This window comes from Bacteroides stercoris ATCC 43183, assembly GCF_025147325.1.
In the GTDB taxonomy this organism is placed as follows: Bacteria; Bacteroidota; Bacteroidia; order Bacteroidales; family Bacteroidaceae; genus Bacteroides; species Bacteroides stercoris.
Window position 1 is genome coordinate 1,785,961 of the sequence record NZ_CP102262.1, and the last position, 17,757, is coordinate 1,803,717.

Here is a 17,757-nt window from a genome sequence, read left to right on the forward strand (position 1 = left end):
ATTAGTGGTTAGTGATTAGCGATAAGTGGGGTGGTTTTGTTTAATTTTTAACTGTTGGTTTTCGGGAAGCGCAGCCTTCCGAACAGGTATCCGCCTATACCGGCAGCAATGATAATCCAGATGGGGGAGAAGCCCAATAACCAGATAAGCAGAGCCGAGACAACAGGAATCCATATCGTGTAGCGGTTGATTTTGGCGGATTTGGCCATACTGAAAGTCGGAGCGGCTATCAGTGCTACAACTGCCGGACGGATACCCTTGAAGATACGCTCTACGTAGACATTGTCTTTGAAGTTATGGAAAAACAAGGCTATGGCAAGGATAATGAGGAAAGAGGGCAGTATCGTTCCCAGGGCGGTAACGATGCTTCCCCGTATTCCACGCAGGCGGTAGCCTATGAATATGGATATGTTGACCGCAAGGATGCCCGGTGCCGACTGGGCGATGGCAAGCAGATCTATAAAATCCTCTTTGGCTATCCACCGGCGTTTCGTTACGATTTCGTCCTCAATCAATGGAACCATGGCATAGCCGCCGCCAATGGTGAATGCTCCGATTTTAAAGAAAATGGAAAATGCTTCGGTATATATATTCGTCATATCATGTGTAATGCTGTAATTCGGTTTATTGTTTGCCCTCTCCAATATTTCCTTCTTCTTTTGCATATTGGCTCGGACTGATATTAAAGTGTTTCTTAAAGACTTCACGGAAGTATTTGGCATCGCTGAAACCGGTCATTTCGGCAACTTCGGTGATGGTGTACTTTTGTTCCTTCAGCAGTTGCATGGCACGTTTCAGGCGTATCAACCGTACATAATCTCCCGGAGCCTGGTCGGTCAGTGCCTTTAACTTGTTGTAGAAACTGGTACGGCTCATGTTGAGCAGGGTGCAAAGCACATCAATCGTGAAGCTCGGATTGTCCATGTTGTCCTCTACATTCTTCTTGATGCTGGCAATGAATTTCCAGTCCAAATCCGTAGAACAGTTGATGCATTCCGTGTTGTGGGTATCATCGTTCAGCTCCAGATTGCCGTATCTGTGGCGCAATAAGGCACGGTTGGCAAGCAGATTGGCAATGGTGGCGCGCAGGATTCCGATGTTAAACGGTTTCACGACGTATTCATCCGCTCCGGTTTGCAGCCCGTCGATGATGTTTTTGTCCGTATTGAGGGCCGTAAGCAGGATAACGGGGATGTGCGAGGTATCAATGTCATTCTTCACTTTCTGGCACAATTCATCACCCCGCATTTCGGGCATCATGATGTCCGAGATAATCAGGTCGGGGAAATACTCCTTCACGATACAAAGCGCCGATTTTCCGTTGGAACATACTTGTACATGGTAGTTCTCCGCCAGCGTACGCCGCAGGTATTCCCTCAGTTCGTCGTTATCCTCTACTATCAGTATCTTCTGGCGGTTACCGGCATCCTGAGTTTGCTGTTGGGCATGTTCGTAACCCTCTATGGGCGTGTTGACGGCGGGGGTGTCCGGAGTTCCCTTTTCCGGAGAGGTGATTTGTTCCGGTTCATTGTTCTGTTCCTGCTCTTTGGTGGGAGCAGGACGGTGTATGGCCTTGCGGTAGCGTTTCTCGCCTTTAGGGAAAGATACTTTGATGCAGGAGCCTTTTCCTTCGGTGCTGGTGAAGTTGAGCTTTCCTTTATGCATATGCACGAGTTTCCATACAAGAAGCAGTCCGATGCCGCTGCCGGTTACTTTGGAATTGATGGCATTGCTGCCGCGGAAGTGCATCTTGAACAGCTTTTTCTGCTCGTCCAGTGGAATGCCGATACCTGTGTCACTGACTTCCACGTTCCAGGTATCTTCCGTTTCGTAAGCATAGACATGCACGCTTCCGCCTTCGGGCGTGTATTTCAGTGCATTGGATATGATATTCTTCAAAATGGAGTCCATCTTATCCTTATCCAGCCAGACATTCAGATAGCGGAAGTTGCTTTCGTAAGTCAGGTCGATGTGCTTTACGGAAGCGTATGAACGGAAAACATTAACAATGTCGGTCATATAAGCTCCCAGTTCGTATTCGGATACGTAGAAATTGTTCGAATAGGTATCCGCGCGTTCAAAGTTTATGAGGTTGGTTGTGAGACGTAGCAGGGCGTTGACGTTGCGAAGCGCCGTGCTGAGGTTGTCCGTTCCTTCCTTGCTTAGTTTCTCACGGTCGGAGAGTTCCTCCAACGGTGCTTTGATGAGCGTCAGCGGAGTACGGATGTCATGCGCGGTGTTGACAAAGAAACGGATCTTGTCATCGGATATCTTTCGTTGCTTGCGCAATACGATTATGCGCAATGCGATGCTTGCAATCGCAACAAGGATAAGCGCATACAGTAATAATGCCCATATGCTGAGCCAGATGGGTTGCTCGACAATAATATCTATGCTGCGCTCTTCCAAGACCATACGCCGGTCTTCACTGGATATGGCGCGGACACGCAGGGTGTAATGGCCGGGATTCAGATTGGTGAACCGGATGACATTTTCCTCTCCCGGACGGCTCCAGCCGTCATAGAATCCTTCCAGTTTCCACGAATACAGGATGAGGGAAGGATAGTCATAATTGATGGACGATACCTGAAGCGAAAATATATTCTGGCTGTATTTCAGTTTCAGGCTTTTGGTTTCGTCGATATCCAAAACCAAAGGAGAACCTTCGTCTTTGGGGTATACTGTTTGGTAGAAAACGCGCAAATCGCTGAATATCATGCGCGAACTGTACTCGCGGGGCAATACCATGTCTCTTGGAAATTCTATGGCTCCGTCGGTACTTCCGAAAATGGCATTCCCGTTCTTGCGCAGTGTTCCGGAATTGGCATTGAAATGGTCGGAATGCAGTCCCTGTTCTTTGGTCCAGTTATGGAATCTTTTTTCTTTGAGGTAGAAACCGCTCAGTCCGTATTCCGTACTTAAGAGAATATCATCTTTTCCGTCTGACAGAATTGTATAGATATTGTTGGAGATAAGTGCGCAGTTATCTTTATGATAGTGTTCAAAGTTCTGCCTGGCAGGGTCGTAAATCAGCAGACCGGAATTGTTTGTGCCGATATACAGCAGTCCGTTGGGGGCCTGATACAGGGAGTATATATAGGAGGACTCTACCGGCAGCGTTATGTACCGGTATTTGCCGGTTGCTTTCTCCAGCAGGTATAAGCCGTTGGCTGTACCTATCCACATGTATTTTTCGTCCCGCTCCTTGATGTCCGTTATGACTTCCAGCCCGGGTATCGATTCAATGTTTTTATGTTTCAGGTCTATTCTTTTCAGGTTGTAGTATCCCCCCGACCAGATATAACCGTCTCTGTCTTTGGTAATGGAACGGATGTACTTGTCGGGACGAATCGTTGCGCCGCCGAACAAGGCGGGCGTGAAAAAGCTGACAGAACGCTTTTTCTTATCTATCTGGTAGATGCCGGAACTGTAGCCGCCTACCCAGATAATGCCGGGACTGACCTCGCACAGAGACATGAATGTATGGCTCTGGTTCTTCTGCTCCTTATCGTAGACGCTCAAGAACGAATGCCATTGTTGGGTACGATGCTCATACAGGCTGATGCCGTTGTTGGTGGCATACCATAGGTCGCCCTCTTCGTCTTCCATAACGGCGTTTACCTGATCGTTGATGAGGGACTGTTTGTTGCCGATGGAATGCTTTATCCATTTGTAATCGCTGTACCGGTTGTTGCGTACGGTAATGCCGATAGGATAGTTCGCCATCCAGATGCGTTGCTCGTTATCCACGTATATGTCGTAGATTGTATTGCCGTTCATGGCGTTATATCGGTTGAAGTCGGCCACGATGTACGGTTCGGACCGGTAAGTGTCCACATCCATCTTGTAGACACCTGCACCGTCTGTCGCTATCAATATGTCTTTTTCACCGAAAGTACAGATACGGTTGATGCTGACATCTATCAGGCCGGATTTGATGTGGAACGCCTTATGAAGGTTCAGATCGTATACATAGATACCTCTTTGAAAGGTTCCGATAAAGATTTTGCGGCTGCCTTTATGAAAGAACAGCTCGTTGATTTGCAGTCTTAGCGTATCCAGTTTCTCGCAAGGGCTTAGCGCAAGCACATTGTTTTTCAGTTCGGCATAATGCACGCCTACATCCGTGCCTATAAAATAGTGGGTCTCGTCTATCTGCTCGATGTCGGTAATGCTTTCGTTGATTTCATTCTTTATGACAACGGTTGCTTTTGTCAGGCTGTTATATAGGTAAATGTTTCTTTGGTTGCAGAGCCATATTATATTATTATCATCGATAAATCCATAGCTGACGGGAGTGTGCAGGCCTTCCGTCTCGCTTTTGGGCAATTTATATACCAGTTGGAAACGGTCGTGCTTGCTTTCATAACAGAACACGCGTCCTTGCTTGCCTATTTCCCATAGCCTTCCCTGCGAATCCGAATACAGCCAGTTGAGGTTCATCATGGAGTTGATTTCATCTTCGCCGTCCATGAGTTTATAGTGCTTGAATTCCTTTCCGTTATAACGGTCGATGCCGTCGTGCGTGAGGAACCACATGTAACCTTTAGGCCCTTTTTGAATCGCATATACCCGCCTGTTGCTCAAACCATCCTCTACGCCGATGTAGTTATATGTCTGAGCGGCAGCCAGAAAGGATGATATAAGGAAAAGAAAGAAAAAGAAATGCTTTTTCATATTAGCCGATTTTGGTATTTGAGTTTGATAAAGTTGGGGGGATTTAATATTAACACAAAAGTAGTGAAAATGTTTGAGATATGCAAAAAAGGAAATACAGAGTGGTAAAGCGGCAGGATGGAAGGCGGTGTGGAGATATAAGAAATGTGCCAAAGCTCCTGCAAAAGCAGAGTCTTTGGCACATTATCCATTATTGCATTACAGTTTTACACGTGGTTATTTTCCAGTCTTTTCTTCCACCCACTTGCGTGCGTTGACAAATGCCTCTATCCATGGGGTAACCTGGTCGCTGTGAACGCGGTCTTGCGGATAGTAGCCGTTCTGCCACGGGAAGATGGAGCGTTCCAGGTGAGGCATGATGGCCAGGTGGCGTCCGTCGGTGCTGGCTATTGCCGCAACGGAGTAGTCGGAGCCGTTCGGATTGCCCGGATATTCGTCGTAGGTATATTTTGCCACTACATTGTATTTGTCCTCATCGTAAGGCAATGAGAATTTTCCTTCTCCGTGTGCCACCCAGATACCGAGCTTGCTGCCGCTCAAAGAGCCGAACATTACGCTGCGGTTGGTAGGGATAGTCAGGCCGATAAAGGTCGATTCGAATTTATGGGAATCATTATGCAGCATCTTTCCCTTCTTTTCGTGGTCGGGAGTGATGAGGCCTAATTCCATCATAAGCTGGCAACCGTTGCATACGCCGAGAGACAGCGTGTCTTCGCGTGCATAGAACTTGTCGAGCGCCTCTTTGGCTTTCGGGTTGAAGAGGAAAGCGCCTGCCCAACCTTTGGCGGAACCCAATACGTCGGAGTTGGAGAAGCCGCCGCAATAAACCACCATGTTTACGTCTTCCAGCGTTTCACGTCCGCTGATGAGGTCGGTCATGGTTACGTCTTTCACATCGAAGCCGGCAAGATAGAGTGAATAGGCCATTTCGCGTTCGCCGTTGGTTCCCTTTTCGCGGATAATGGCGGCACGGATACCGGTCGGGGTACGACGGTTCGGGTCGAGGCCGTATTGCGAAAGTTTACCCTTGAATTCAGGCCGGAACACCAAATCCAACGGTTGCATCTTGTAGTTCTCGAAACGCTTCTTAGCGCACCCGTTCATGGACTGTTTGCGGTCCAGCAGATACGATGAAGAGTACCAGACATCGCGCATGTAGTCCACACCGAACTGGTAGGTAGCGCCGTCTTTGCTTACGAGAATATGACGTTCGTCGGTCGGCTTACCGATTTTGATATAGCCTACACCGGCATCTTCCAGTATCTTCTTGACTTCTTCCTTATGCTTGTTGCTCACCTGGATAACGATACCCGGGTTCTCGGCAAACAATATCTTGACGAGGTCCTGCTCTTTCATCTTGTCGAGGTTGATTTCCATACCGCCCTCTACATTGGCGAAGCACATTTCGAGCAACGTAGTGATAAGACCGCCGGCCGAAATGTCGTGTCCGGCAAGAACAAGTCCCTTGTTGATTAATTCCTGTACAGCCAGGAAAGCGTCACGGAAGTATTCGGCATCTTGTACGCAAGGTACTTCGTCGCCTACTTTACCCAATGACTGTGCGAAGGCGGAGCCGCCCAGCTTCAGCTTGTCGAAACTGAAGTCGATATGGTACAGCGTGGTTTTCTCATCGTTGACAAGCACGGGAGATACCACTTTCTTCACATCTGAAACCTCGCCGCCTGCAGATACAATAACCGTACCCGGAGCGATGACTTTGCTGCCGTCGGGGTATTTCTGCGTCATGGACAAAGAGTCCTTACCCGTGGGAACATTGATTTGCAGGGCGCAGCAGAAGTCGCTCAATGCCTTTACTGCCGTATAAAGACGTGCGTCCTCACCCTCTTGCGAGCGGCACGGCCACATCCAGTTGGCTGACAGGGACACGCTGTCCAGACCTTCGGCAAGCGGAGCCCAGATCAGGTTGGTCAACGCTTCGCTGACGGAGAGGATAGAACCCGCTGCCGGGTCGGCAAGGGCTGCCTGCGGAGCATGTCCCAAAGAAGTTGCGATACCTTTTTCGCCGCGATAGTCCAAAGCTACGACACCGCAGTCGCTCAACGGCAACTGGAGTTCGCCCTGGCATTGCTGGCGGGCAATCTTACCTGTTACGGAACGGTCTACCTTGTTTGTCAACCAGTCTTTGCAGGCAACGGCTTCCAGTTGGAGTACGTTGGTAAGGTATTCGTGCAGTTGCGACAATTCGTATTCCGGCATTTCATAATGACGTTCTACGGTCTTGTCCACCATATAGGTTTTGGGTGAAGAGCCGAACATCTGTTCTACGGCAAGGTCGAACGGGCGTACGCCGTCGGCTTGCTGGAAAGCGAAGCGGTGGTCGCCGGTGGTTTCACCGACTACATACATCGGAGCGCGTTCGCGTTCGGCTACCTTACGTACGTGTTCGATGGCCTCTTCCTGAATCAGCAGACCCATGCGCTCCTGACTTTCGTTGGCTATGATTTCTTTGGCAGACAAAGTCTTGTCGCCGATAGGCAGCTTGCTCATGTCGATAAGTCCGCCGCACTCTTCTACCAGCTCGGACAGGCAGTTTACATGTCCGGCAGAACCGTGGTCGTGGATGGAAACCACCGGGTTGGTGTCTTCTTCGCAAAGCGCACGTACTACGTTGTAAGCACGTTTCTGCATCTCTGCATTGGCACGCTGTACGGCATTCAGCTCGATGCCGCTGCTGTAGCGTCCCGTATCTACGGATGACACGGAACCGCCGCCCAAACCGATGCGGTAGTTGTCGCCACCGATCACGACAACCTTGTTGCCGGCTTCGGGAGCGCCTTTCAGGCAGTCGCGTTGTGTACCGTATCCCACACCGCCAGCAAGCATGATGACTTTGTCGTAACCGTACACCTCATCTTTCTCTTTGTGTTCAAAGGTGAGTACGGAACCGCAAATCAGCGGCTGGCCGAACTTGTTTCCGAAATCGCTGGCGCCGTTGGATGCCTTGATCAGGATTTGTTCGGGAGTCTGGTACAGCCATTTGCGCACCGGAAGTATCTCTTCCCAGGGACGGTCCTCGTCCGTGCGGGGGTAGGAAGTCATGTATACGGCTGTTCCGGCAATAGGCCATGAGCCTTTACCGCCGCCCATACGGTCGCGGATTTCACCGCCCGTACCGGTAGATGCACCGTTGAAAGGCTCTACGGTGGTAGGGAAGTTGTGGGTTTCGGCTTTCAGGGAGATAACACTCTTGATGTCCTTTATCTGGAAGAAGTCGGGCTTGGAGTGGTCTGCCGGGGCAAACTGCTCGATAACCGGACCTTCGGCAAAGGCAACATTATCTTTATAGGCCGATATAATCTTGTTCGGATTTTCCTGAGTGGTCTTTTTAATCATCTGGAAGAGGGAAGATTCCTGCTCCACTCCGTCAATGATGAATGTGCCGCCGAAAATTTTGTGACGGCAGTGCTCGGAGTTGATTTGCGCAAAACCGAATACCTCGGAGTCGGTTAGCGGACGTCCCAGGTCTTTCTCCACTTTCTTGAGGTAGTCCATCTCTTCTTTGGAGAGCGCCAGACCTTCTTTTTCGTTGTATGCTTCCAGATCGTCAATGTGAATAATCGGTTCCGGCTGGCGGTTGGTCGTAAATACGTTTTGGTCCAGACCTTTATACATACGTTGCAGCATCGGGTCGTGGTCTGCATTTTCATCTTTCACAGGGAAATATTCTTCGATACGGGTGATACCGTTCAGACCCATGTTCTGGGTGATTTCCACAGCATTGGTACTCCAGGGAGTAATCATCTCGCGGCGCGGACCTACGAAATGTCCTTTCAGGTTGTCTTCACTTTCGGGGGTGGCTTCTCCAAAAAGCCAGCAGAGTTTGTCGCTGTCTGCCTGGGTAAGTTCGTGGTCGCATTCTACGGCAATCACGCTCTTGGATGGTGTTCTGAAAAAAAGAATCATACTTTTATTTAAGAGTTTACGATTTGCTACTTTGTGATTGAAACTATTCTATTGTCTGTCAGTTAGCTTCTTCTCTTTTCTTCCTGGGTGCAAAGATAGTGCAAACCGGAGGCAGAATAAAACGAACTTGTCTGTTTTTTTATGCCGGGATGCAGTTTACCTTTGCTTTTGGCGCAAAGATAAAGAAAATCGTCGGGTGGGAGAAAGAAAAGGAAATAAAAAACTTCAGTGGAACGGGGGAAGTCCGCCCCGCCGGATGATTGACTTTGTATCTAAACTCCTTTTCTGACGAAAAAACGTTAACTCTATTCGGTTGTCTCATAAAAAAGTCCGATATTTGCAGGCATGATTCAGATAGAGACCATACTTGACATATTATGGAAAGGGTTCATAATAGGTGTTATCGTATCTGCACCGTTGGGCCCCGTAGGAGTATTGTGCATTCAGCGTACTTTGAACAAAGGGCGTTGGTATGGTTTTGTGACCGGTATAGGCGCCTCGTTGAGTGATATTGCCTATGCTTTGCTGACAGGCTACGGAATGAGTTTCGTATTCGATTATGTCAACAAGAATATCTTCTATCTGCAACTGTTCGGGAGTATCCTGCTGCTGATATTCGGTATCTATACATTCCGCAGTAATCCGGTGCAGTCCATTCGTCCGGTATCTACCAGCAAGGGGTCTTATTTTCACAATTTTATCACAGCGTTCGCTGTCACTCTCTCCAATCCGCTTATCATATTTCTTTTTGTAGGCCTTTTTGCGCGCTTTGCTTTTGTAAGCGAAGGCGTGTTGGTCTTTGAGGCCGTTACGGGGTATCTTGCCATTGCTTTGGGAGCATTGACGTGGTGGTTTGGAATTACCTTTTTTGTCAACAAGGTCCGTACGCAATTCAATTTACGCGGCATTTGGATATTGAACCGTATTATCGGCGGCATTGTCATGGTAGTATCTGCATTCGGACTGGTGTTTACGCTGATGGGCGAATCGCTCTATTAGTTACGGGAGCGGACCGCGGTATCTTGGTGAAGAATATAAATTATAAATCATAAATCATCTCAACGTGAAGATTTCACAGCAACTGAAAGAGAAGAATATTGCCGAATACCTTATATATATGTGGCAAGTAGAGGATTTGCTTCGTGCTAACAAGTGCGATATAGACTTGATTCGCAGCAACGTCATCTCCCGTTATCCTGCCGAAGAACATGCGGCTCTGGAGGAGTGGTACGGCAATCTTGCCGATATGATGCGTGCCGAGGGGGTGACGGAGAAAGGGCATTTGCAGATTAACCGCAACGTTATCCGCAACCTTACGGACCTGCATGCCGATTTGCTGGCTTCCACGAAGTATCCCTTTTATAATGCGGCATATTTCAAAGCGTTGCCTTTTATTGTGGAATTGCGGCAAAAGAGCGGACAAACGGAAGAATCCGAATTGGAGACCTGTTTTGAGGCGCTTTACGGCATACTGCTGCTGCGTTTGCAGAAAAAGGAAATCAGCCAGGGCACTGCCAAGGCGATAGAAGCCATCAGCAGTTTTCTTTCCCTGCTTGCCAATTATTACGACAAAGAGAGGAAAGGCGAGTTGAAACTGGATAATGACTGACGGAATGTCTGCATGAAGCAGGGTAATAAGTCGGGTAATAAATAGAAAACTGAAAATAGTCAACGTACCTGTGTGTTGAAGATAAAAGAGGTATCATAACCATAGGGAATAAATAGTAACTGTTAAGATGAATATATTAGTAACCGGTGCCAACGGTCAGCTTGGCAATGAGATGCGGGTGCTCTCTGCTGAAAATCAGCAACACACTTACTTTTTTACAGATGTGCAGGAACTGGATATATGTGATGAACAGGCCATACGTGCATTCGTGACCGATAATCGGGTGGATGTTATTGTGAATTGTGCCGCTTATACGGCAGTGGACAAGGCAGAAGACAATCCCGAACTTTGCAATAAACTGAACCATATAGCTCCCGGCTATCTGGCTGCCGCCGCCGAGGCTTGCGGTGCTGCCATGATACAGGTCTCTACGGATTACGTGTTCGACGGAATCGGCCATATTCCTTATACGGAAGAAGTCACTCCTTGCCCCAACTCCGTTTACGGCTCTACAAAACTGGCAGGTGAGCAGGCTGTTATGGAGAAGTGCAGCCGTGCGATGGTTATCCGTACGGCATGGTTATATTCCATTTACGGCAATAATTTTGTAAAGACCATGATTCGTCTGGGTAATGAACGCGAGCGGTTGGGAGTTGTTTTCGACCAAATCGGTACGCCGACTTATGCCAACGATTTGGCACGTGCCATCTTTGCGGCTGTCAATCAGGGCATCGTCCCTGGTATTTATCATTTCAGTAACGAGGGAGTATGCTCCTGGTATGATTTTACGGTGGCCATTCACCGCATGGCGGGCATTACCTCGTGTAAAGTCAGCCCGTTGCATACGGACGAGTATCCGGCCAAAGCTCCGCGTCCTCAGTATTCCGTATTGGATAAGACGAAGATTAAAAAGACTTTCGGTATCGAGATTCCCCATTGGGAGGATAGCTTGCAGGTCTGCATCGATAGGCTGGCGCAGTAAGCAAAATAATACTTATTTGAATATTATACCTTATATATATGGCAAGTAATCAAGAAATAGCGAGAAGACGAACCTTTGCGATTATCGCCCATCCGGACGCCGGTAAGACATCGTTGACTGAAAAGCTGCTGCTGTTTGGCGGTCAGATTCAGGTGGCGGGTGCGGTAAAGAGCAACAAGATAAAGAAGACGGCAACGTCAGACTGGATGGATATTGAAAAACAGCGTGGTATCTCCGTAACCACTTCCGTAATGGAGTTCGACTATCACGATTACAAAATCAATATCCTCGATACTCCGGGTCACCAGGACTTTGCCGAAGATACCTACCGCACACTGACGGCGGTGGACAGCGTTATCATCGTGGTGGACGGTGCGAAAGGTGTGGAAACACAGACACGCAAGCTGATGGAAGTCTGCCGCATGCGCAACACTCCGGTGATTATCTTCATCAATAAGATGGACCGTGAGGCAAAAGACCCGTTCGACTTGCTGGATGAGCTGGAGGAGGAACTCTCCATCCACGTCCGCCCGCTGACGTGGCCTATCGAGAGCGGTCCCCGTTTCAAGGGAGTTTACAACATCTATGAACGCAATCTCAATCTTTACCAGCCTTCCAAGCAGGTGGTGACGGAAAAGGTGGAAGTAGATATAAATACGGAAGAACTGGATAATCAGATCGGTTCGGCACTGGCGGACAAGCTGCGCGGCGAACTGGAACTGATAGACGGTGTGTATCCCGAATTTCAGGTAGAGGAGTATCTGAAAGGTGAATTGGCTCCCGTGTTCTTCGGCTCCGCCCTGAATAACTTCGGTGTGCAGGAGTTGCTGGACTGCTTTGTGGAGATTGCTCCCAGTCCCCGTCCCGTGAAGGCGGAAGAACGCGAAGTAGAACCGGAAGAGCCTAAATTCACAGGCTTTATCTTTAAGATTACCGCCAATATCGACCCGAACCACCGCTCATGTATCGCATTCTGCAAGATATGTTCCGGTAAGTTCACCCGTAATACGCCCTACCTGCATGTGCGTCATGGCAAGACTATGCGTTTCTCGTCGCCTACGCAGTTTATGGCGCAGCGCAAGACTACCATCGATGAGGCGTGGGCGGGAGATATCATCGGTTTGCCGGACAACGGTACGTTCAAAATCGGCGATACGCTGACGGAGGGTGAGATGCTTCACTTCCGCGGACTGCCGAGCTTCTCGCCCGAGATGTTCAAGTATATCGAGAATGCCGACCCGATGAAACAGAAGCAGCTTGCCAAAGGTATCGACCAGTTGATGGACGAAGGTGTAGCGCAGTTGTTTGTCAACCAGTTTAACGGACGCAAGATTATCGGTACGGTAGGGCAGTTGCAGTTCGAGGTAATCCAATACCGTCTGGAAAATGAGTACAGTGCCAAATGCCGTTGGGAGCCGTTGAGTCTTTACAAGGCCTGCTGGATTGAAAGTGATGACCCTGCCGAACTGGAAGCGTTCAAGAAACGCAAGTACCAGTATATGGCGAAAGACCGTGAGGGCAGGGATGTGTTCCTTGCAGACAGCGGCTACGTACTGCAGATGGCGCAGATGGATTTCAAGCATATCAAGTTCCACTTTACAAGCGAGTTCTAAGTAAATAGATACTATTACGCAATGACAGAAGGGTGTTAAAATACACTTGATGTTTTTTAGGTACGCAAATCTAAAGGATTACGCGGATTACACGGAAGGCACAGATTTTTTTTATTCTTTTTCCGTGAAATCCGCGTATTCTGTGTCTAAAAAGAAACAAAAAGTAAACGAATTTTAATTTTGACATGCCACCCTTTCAGAATGTATTCCGAAGTGGGGGGATGAATGGTAGAGGAAAAGTGAATGGATGTGGTAAAAAAATGGAGATACTAAAAATAGATACCCCAAGAATGAAATACGGTAATTCGCATAAATCTTTTGGAAAAATGAAAAAGCAGAGTATATATAGATAATTTCTTATATCTTTCCTCTATGAAAAGATAAAGATTACCCCTGTCTTTATGGCTCCTTTACTTAGTTTATGGTGTTAATGAGCATGAATGTATTGACCGTTCTATCAAGAGCAGTCAGATATACAATATAAAAAGTATCATTTTCCTCTTCAGGCTTTATTTCCTAACACTGGCATTCTAAGCCGCTTAAAGCATCAGTCAATTTGCAAAACGGAGTCTATGCTACCACAAAGATACTGGCCTTACAATAAGCGGTATATTATGAGTTGCCTTCTGCAATAGCTTCAGGCTTCTTATAATCATTGTATGGAACACCATCACTCAACACGTGCCAAATGACAACAAGCATTTTCCGCGCTATGGCCACTTTCACTTTCATGGCATTCTTCCTTCTGACGACAGTTTGTGTGTAACTGAAATTCGAGTAAAAACAGTTTTGTGTCCGGCTGGCTCCCCATGCGCATTCAATCATAGTCTTTCTGATGTACTTGTTACCATGTGTGATTCTTCGTGATTTGATTTTTCCTGCGCTTTCTTCATTCCGTGGTTTGAGCCCGCACCACGACACCAATGCAGCCGCTGTAATAAACATCTTCATGTCGGCCCCTAATTCAGAGAGTATGGAGGTTGCCGAGCGTTCCTTTACACCGGGTATCGTCTGAAGATTATCGAACTCCCTGGGGAACTCTTTCCTGCAGATTTCCGTCAGTTTTTCCTGGCACTCTTTCAGATGCTTGTCATCCATAAGGATTTCCTCCCGGTACTGGCGTATCAGGTCTATGTCCACTTCATTGACAACTCCTGTCAGAGCGGCTGTAATTACTTCTTTTCCGACACGGTTCACCGTCCGTCCATGGATGGCCTCCGTCAGCTTTTCCGCATTGACAATTCCTTCGGAAAGCAATTTCACCACATCTTTGTAGCTCTTACTGTCTGTAGAAGATACGTAGTTGCTGATACGGATATTGCAACGTTGAAGCAAGGCATCCAGTTTGGTCAGTTTATAGACCTTCTCCTTGTTCAAGTCAAAAATGCGTCGGTTATACTGACGCATGCGCTGCACTATCTCATCCGGCACGAAACTGCCACGGATGAGATCCTTCATGGTACATTCGGCTATCCAGGCAGCGTCACGGACATCACTTTTTCTGCCGGGAAGCTGCTTGATGAAGTAGGGGTTGACCAACTTCAGACATTCTATGTCACTGAGAATGCGCCAGATGGGATACCAGTAAATACTGGTGCTTTCCATAGTAACTTCCTTAACTTCATGAGTAAGGAGAAGTTGATGCAGCTCTTCCAGTTCAGGTGTCAAAACACCGTACTTGGCTTCAAATTTCTCACCTTTTTCGTTGAGAATACAAACAAATACACTATCTTTGTGTACGTCAAGACCACATACTATCCGCATAGGCTATTACATTTTGAGACTAAGAGCTCGTGAAACATTTATTTTGAGGCTCACACACTGAGACCTCCACGCCATAAAGATAGGGGTGGTCTTGATTTTTTCATATCCCACTGGCATATAAATCGTGATTTATATCTAAATTTGTAACCGCTGTAACAGTTACAGCCGTAACAAAATTGGAAATATGAAATTTTCCTCTATGAAAAGATAAAGATTACCCCTGTCTTTATGGCTCCTTTACTTAGTTTATGGTGTTAATGAGCATGAATGTATTGACCGTTCTATCAAGAGCAGTCAGATATACAATATAAAAAGTATCATTTTCCTCTTCAGGCTTTATTTCCTAACACTGGCATTCTAAGCCGCTTAAAGCATCAGTCAATTTGCAAAACGGAGTCTATGCTACCACAAAGATACTGGCCTTACAATAAGCGGTATATTATGAGTTGCCTTCTGCAATAGCTTCAGGCTTCTTATAATCATTGTATGGAACACCATCACTCAACACGTGCCAAATGACAACAAGCATTTTCCGCGCTATGGCCACTTTCACTTTCATGGCATTCTTCCTTCTGACGACAGTTTGTGTGTAACTGAAATTCGAGTAAAAACAGTTTTGTGTCCGGCTGGCTCCCCATGCGCATTCAATCATAGTCTTTCTGATGTACTTGTTACCATGTGTGATTCTTCGTGATTTGATTTTTCCTGCGCTTTCTTCATTCCGTGGTTTGAGCCCGCACCACGACACCAATGCAGCCGCTGTAATAAACATCTTCATGTCGGCCCCTAATTCAGAGAGTATGGAGGTTGCCGAGCGTTCCTTTACACCGGGTATCGTCTGAAGATTATCGAACTCCCTGGGGAACTCTTTCCTGCAGATTTCCGTCAGTTTTTCCTGGCACTCTTTCAGATGCTTGTCATCCATAAGGATTTCCTCCCGGTACTGGCGTATCAGGTCTATGTCCACTTCATTGACAACTCCTGTCAGAGCGGCTGTAATTACTTCTTTTCCGACACGGTTCACCGTCCGTCCATGGATGGCCTCCGTCAGCTTTTCCGCATTGACAATTCCTTCGGAAAGCAATTTCACCACATCTTTGTAGCTCTTACTGTCTGTAGAAGATACGTAGTTGCTGATACGGATATTGCAACGTTGAAGCAAGGCATCCAGTTTGGTCAGTTTATAGACCTTCTCCTTGTTCAAGTCAAAAATGCGTCGGTTATACTGACGCATGCGCTGCACTATCTCATCCGGCACGAAACTGCCACGGATGAGATCCTTCATGGTACATTCGGCTATCCAGGCAGCGTCACGGACATCACTTTTTCTGCCGGGAAGCTGCTTGATGAAGTAGGGGTTGACCAACTTCAGACATTCTATGTCACTGAGAATGCGCCAGATGGGATACCAGTAAATACTGGTGCTTTCCATAGTAACTTCCTTAACTTCATGAGTAAGGAGAAGTTGATGCAGCTCTTCCAGTTCAGGTGTCAAAACACCGTACTTGGCTTCAAATTTCTCACCTTTTTCGTTGAGAATACAAACAAATACACTATCTTTGTGTACGTCAAGACCACATACTATCCGCATAGGCTATTACATTTTGAGACTAAGAGCTCGTGAAACATTTATTTTGAGGCTCACACACTGAGACCTCCACGCCATAAAGATAGGGGTGGTCTTGATTTTTTCATATCCCACTGGCATATAAATCGTGATTTATATCTAAATTTGTAACCGCTGTAACAGTTACAGCCGTAACAAAATTGGAAATATGAAATTTTATAATAGGAAAAGCGAGTTGGCGGAGCTGCGGCGGATACGCGATTTGTCTTTCAGCGACCATTCACGCTTAACAGTGGTAACCGGAAGAAGAAGGATTGGTAAAACAAGCCTTATAATGAAAGCAGTTGAAGATATGCCAACCGTTTATCTGTTTGTGGGGCGTAAAAGTGAAGCAACGCTTTGTTCTGAATTTATTCCGGTTATCGGCCAATCGCTTGATGTATTTGTTCCAATGGAAATACGTACTTTCCGGTCATTATTTCAGTATCTGATGGAACTGTCTTCCCAGAAACCGTTCAACCTGGTTATCGATGAGTTTCAGGAGTTCTATAACATCAATGAATCGGTATATAGCGATATGCAAAACATTTGGGATACCTATCGGAAGAAATCTAAGATGAATTTGATTGTATCGGGTTCCGTTTATTCGTTGATGCAGAAAATATTTCAGAACAATAAAGAGCCCTTGTTCGGTAGAGCTGATAATATCATTAAACTGTCTGCTTTTGATTTGGCTACATTGAAAGAGATTATCTTTGATTACAATCCCGATTACAGCAATGATGATTTGCTTGCCCTCTATTCTTTTACAGGGGGTGTTCCGAAATATGTTGAACTGCTTTGTGACAACACCGAATTGAGTGTAGACGGGATGATTTCATTTATGGTTCGGGAGAACTCTTCTTTTACCGATGAAGGAAAAAATCTGCTGGTGGAAGAGTTCGGGAAAAACTATGCCACTTATTTTTCTATCTTAAGTGCTATTTCCGGTGGCATTAATACGCAACCCGAAATAGAAGCCGCTTTGGGAGACAAAAGCATAGGCGGTCAAATAAAGCGGTTGATTGAGGATTACAACATCATTGTCCGCCAGCGTCCTTTATTGGCAAAAGAAGGAAGTCAAACTGTAAGGTATGAAATACAAGATAATTTCATCCGGTTTTGGTTTAACTATTTCGACCGCTACCGTTCTCTGATAGAGATTAAGAACTTTATCGGTTTGCAGACCATCATCAAATCCGACTATTCAACTTATTCAGGTATCATGCTGGAAAGATATTTCAAACAGCAGTTTGCCGAAAGTTTCCAATATCGGGCTATAGGTTCGTGGTGGGAGCCGAAGGGCAATCAGAATGAAATTGATATTATTGCTCTGAAATTGGAGAAAAATCAAGCTGTGGCGGCAGAAGTGAAGCGGCAAAAGAAAAACTTCAAACCGGAACTGCTGGCTGGAAAAGTGGAACATTTAAAGAAAAAGCTATTGCCGAAATATCGGATTGAGACGGTTTGTTTGTCGTTGGAAGATATGTAGTGACCGGCTACTTGCTCTTTTCTTACTTTTATTTTAGCATAATTTATCATTGTAATATTCTATATTCTCGTCTATTATCACTAATTTCGG

General features: G+C 46.7%; 10 protein-coding genes. 5 read left to right on the plus strand and 5 right to left on the minus strand.

The features are described from left to right. Nucleotides 1–47: 47 nt before the first annotated feature. The 3 genes from NQ565_RS07280 to purL form a co-directional block, all read right to left on the minus strand. Nucleotides 48–599, minus strand: a complete 552-nt coding sequence (locus NQ565_RS07280) for a chromate transporter (RefSeq protein WP_034535926.1) — start codon at nucleotides 597–599, stop codon at nucleotides 48–50. Between the two features lie 25 nt (nucleotides 600–624). Then, nucleotides 625–4,677, minus strand: coding sequence for a hybrid sensor histidine kinase/response regulator transcription factor (locus NQ565_RS07285; RefSeq protein WP_005657720.1), 4,053 nt, complete (start codon nucleotides 4,675–4,677; stop codon nucleotides 625–627). A gap of 216 nt (nucleotides 4,678–4,893) precedes the next feature. Next, on the minus strand, nucleotides 4,894–8,601 hold the full coding sequence (gene purL / locus NQ565_RS07290) for a phosphoribosylformylglycinamidine synthase (RefSeq protein ID WP_005657716.1): 3,708 nt from the start codon (nucleotides 8,599–8,601) through the stop codon (nucleotides 4,894–4,896). 345 nt (nucleotides 8,602–8,946) lie between these two features. Here purL and NQ565_RS07295 point away from each other — a divergent pair, with 345 nt between their 5' ends. The 4 genes from NQ565_RS07295 (at nucleotide 8,947) to NQ565_RS07310 (ending at nucleotide 12,805) form a co-directional block, all read left to right on the plus strand. Beyond that, nucleotides 8,947–9,600: a LysE family translocator gene (locus tag NQ565_RS07295; RefSeq protein ID WP_005657713.1), complete on the plus strand. Its 654-nt coding sequence runs from the start codon at nucleotides 8,947–8,949 to the stop codon at nucleotides 9,598–9,600. Nucleotides 9,601–9,664: 64 nt separating this feature from the next. Then, nucleotides 9,665–10,210: a DUF4924 family protein gene (locus NQ565_RS07300; protein ID WP_005657711.1), complete on the plus strand. Its 546-nt coding sequence runs from the start codon at nucleotides 9,665–9,667 to the stop codon at nucleotides 10,208–10,210. Nucleotides 10,211–10,337: 127 nt separating this feature from the next. Next, nucleotides 10,338–11,192, plus strand: coding sequence for a dTDP-4-dehydrorhamnose reductase (gene rfbD, locus NQ565_RS07305; RefSeq protein WP_005657709.1), 855 nt, complete (start codon nucleotides 10,338–10,340; stop codon nucleotides 11,190–11,192). Nucleotides 11,193–11,230: 38 nt separating this feature from the next. Beyond that, the gene (locus NQ565_RS07310; protein ID WP_005657707.1) at nucleotides 11,231–12,805 is read left to right on the plus strand and encodes a peptide chain release factor 3; all 1,575 of its coding nucleotides are present in this window, start codon (nucleotides 11,231–11,233) and stop codon (nucleotides 12,803–12,805) included. Between the two features lie 612 nt (nucleotides 12,806–13,417). Here NQ565_RS07310 and NQ565_RS07315 read toward each other — a convergent pair. Then, complete coding sequence (locus NQ565_RS07315; RefSeq protein WP_005654610.1) at nucleotides 13,418–14,569, minus strand: IS110 family RNA-guided transposase; 1,152 nt, start codon at nucleotides 14,567–14,569, stop codon at nucleotides 13,418–13,420. Nucleotides 14,570–15,008: 439 nt separating this feature from the next. After that, nucleotides 15,009–16,160 carry an IS110 family RNA-guided transposase gene (locus tag NQ565_RS07320; protein ID WP_005654610.1) on the minus strand — a complete coding sequence of 384 codons (1,152 nt, stop codon included), beginning with the start codon at nucleotides 16,158–16,160 and terminating at the stop codon, nucleotides 15,009–15,011. Nucleotides 16,161–16,344: 184 nt separating this feature from the next. Here NQ565_RS07320 and NQ565_RS07325 point away from each other — a divergent pair, with 184 nt between their 5' ends. Next, on the plus strand, nucleotides 16,345–17,667 hold the full coding sequence (locus tag NQ565_RS07325; RefSeq protein ID WP_005654612.1) for an ATP-binding protein: 1,323 nt from the start codon (nucleotides 16,345–16,347) through the stop codon (nucleotides 17,665–17,667). Nucleotides 17,668–17,757: the final 90 nt, after the last annotated feature.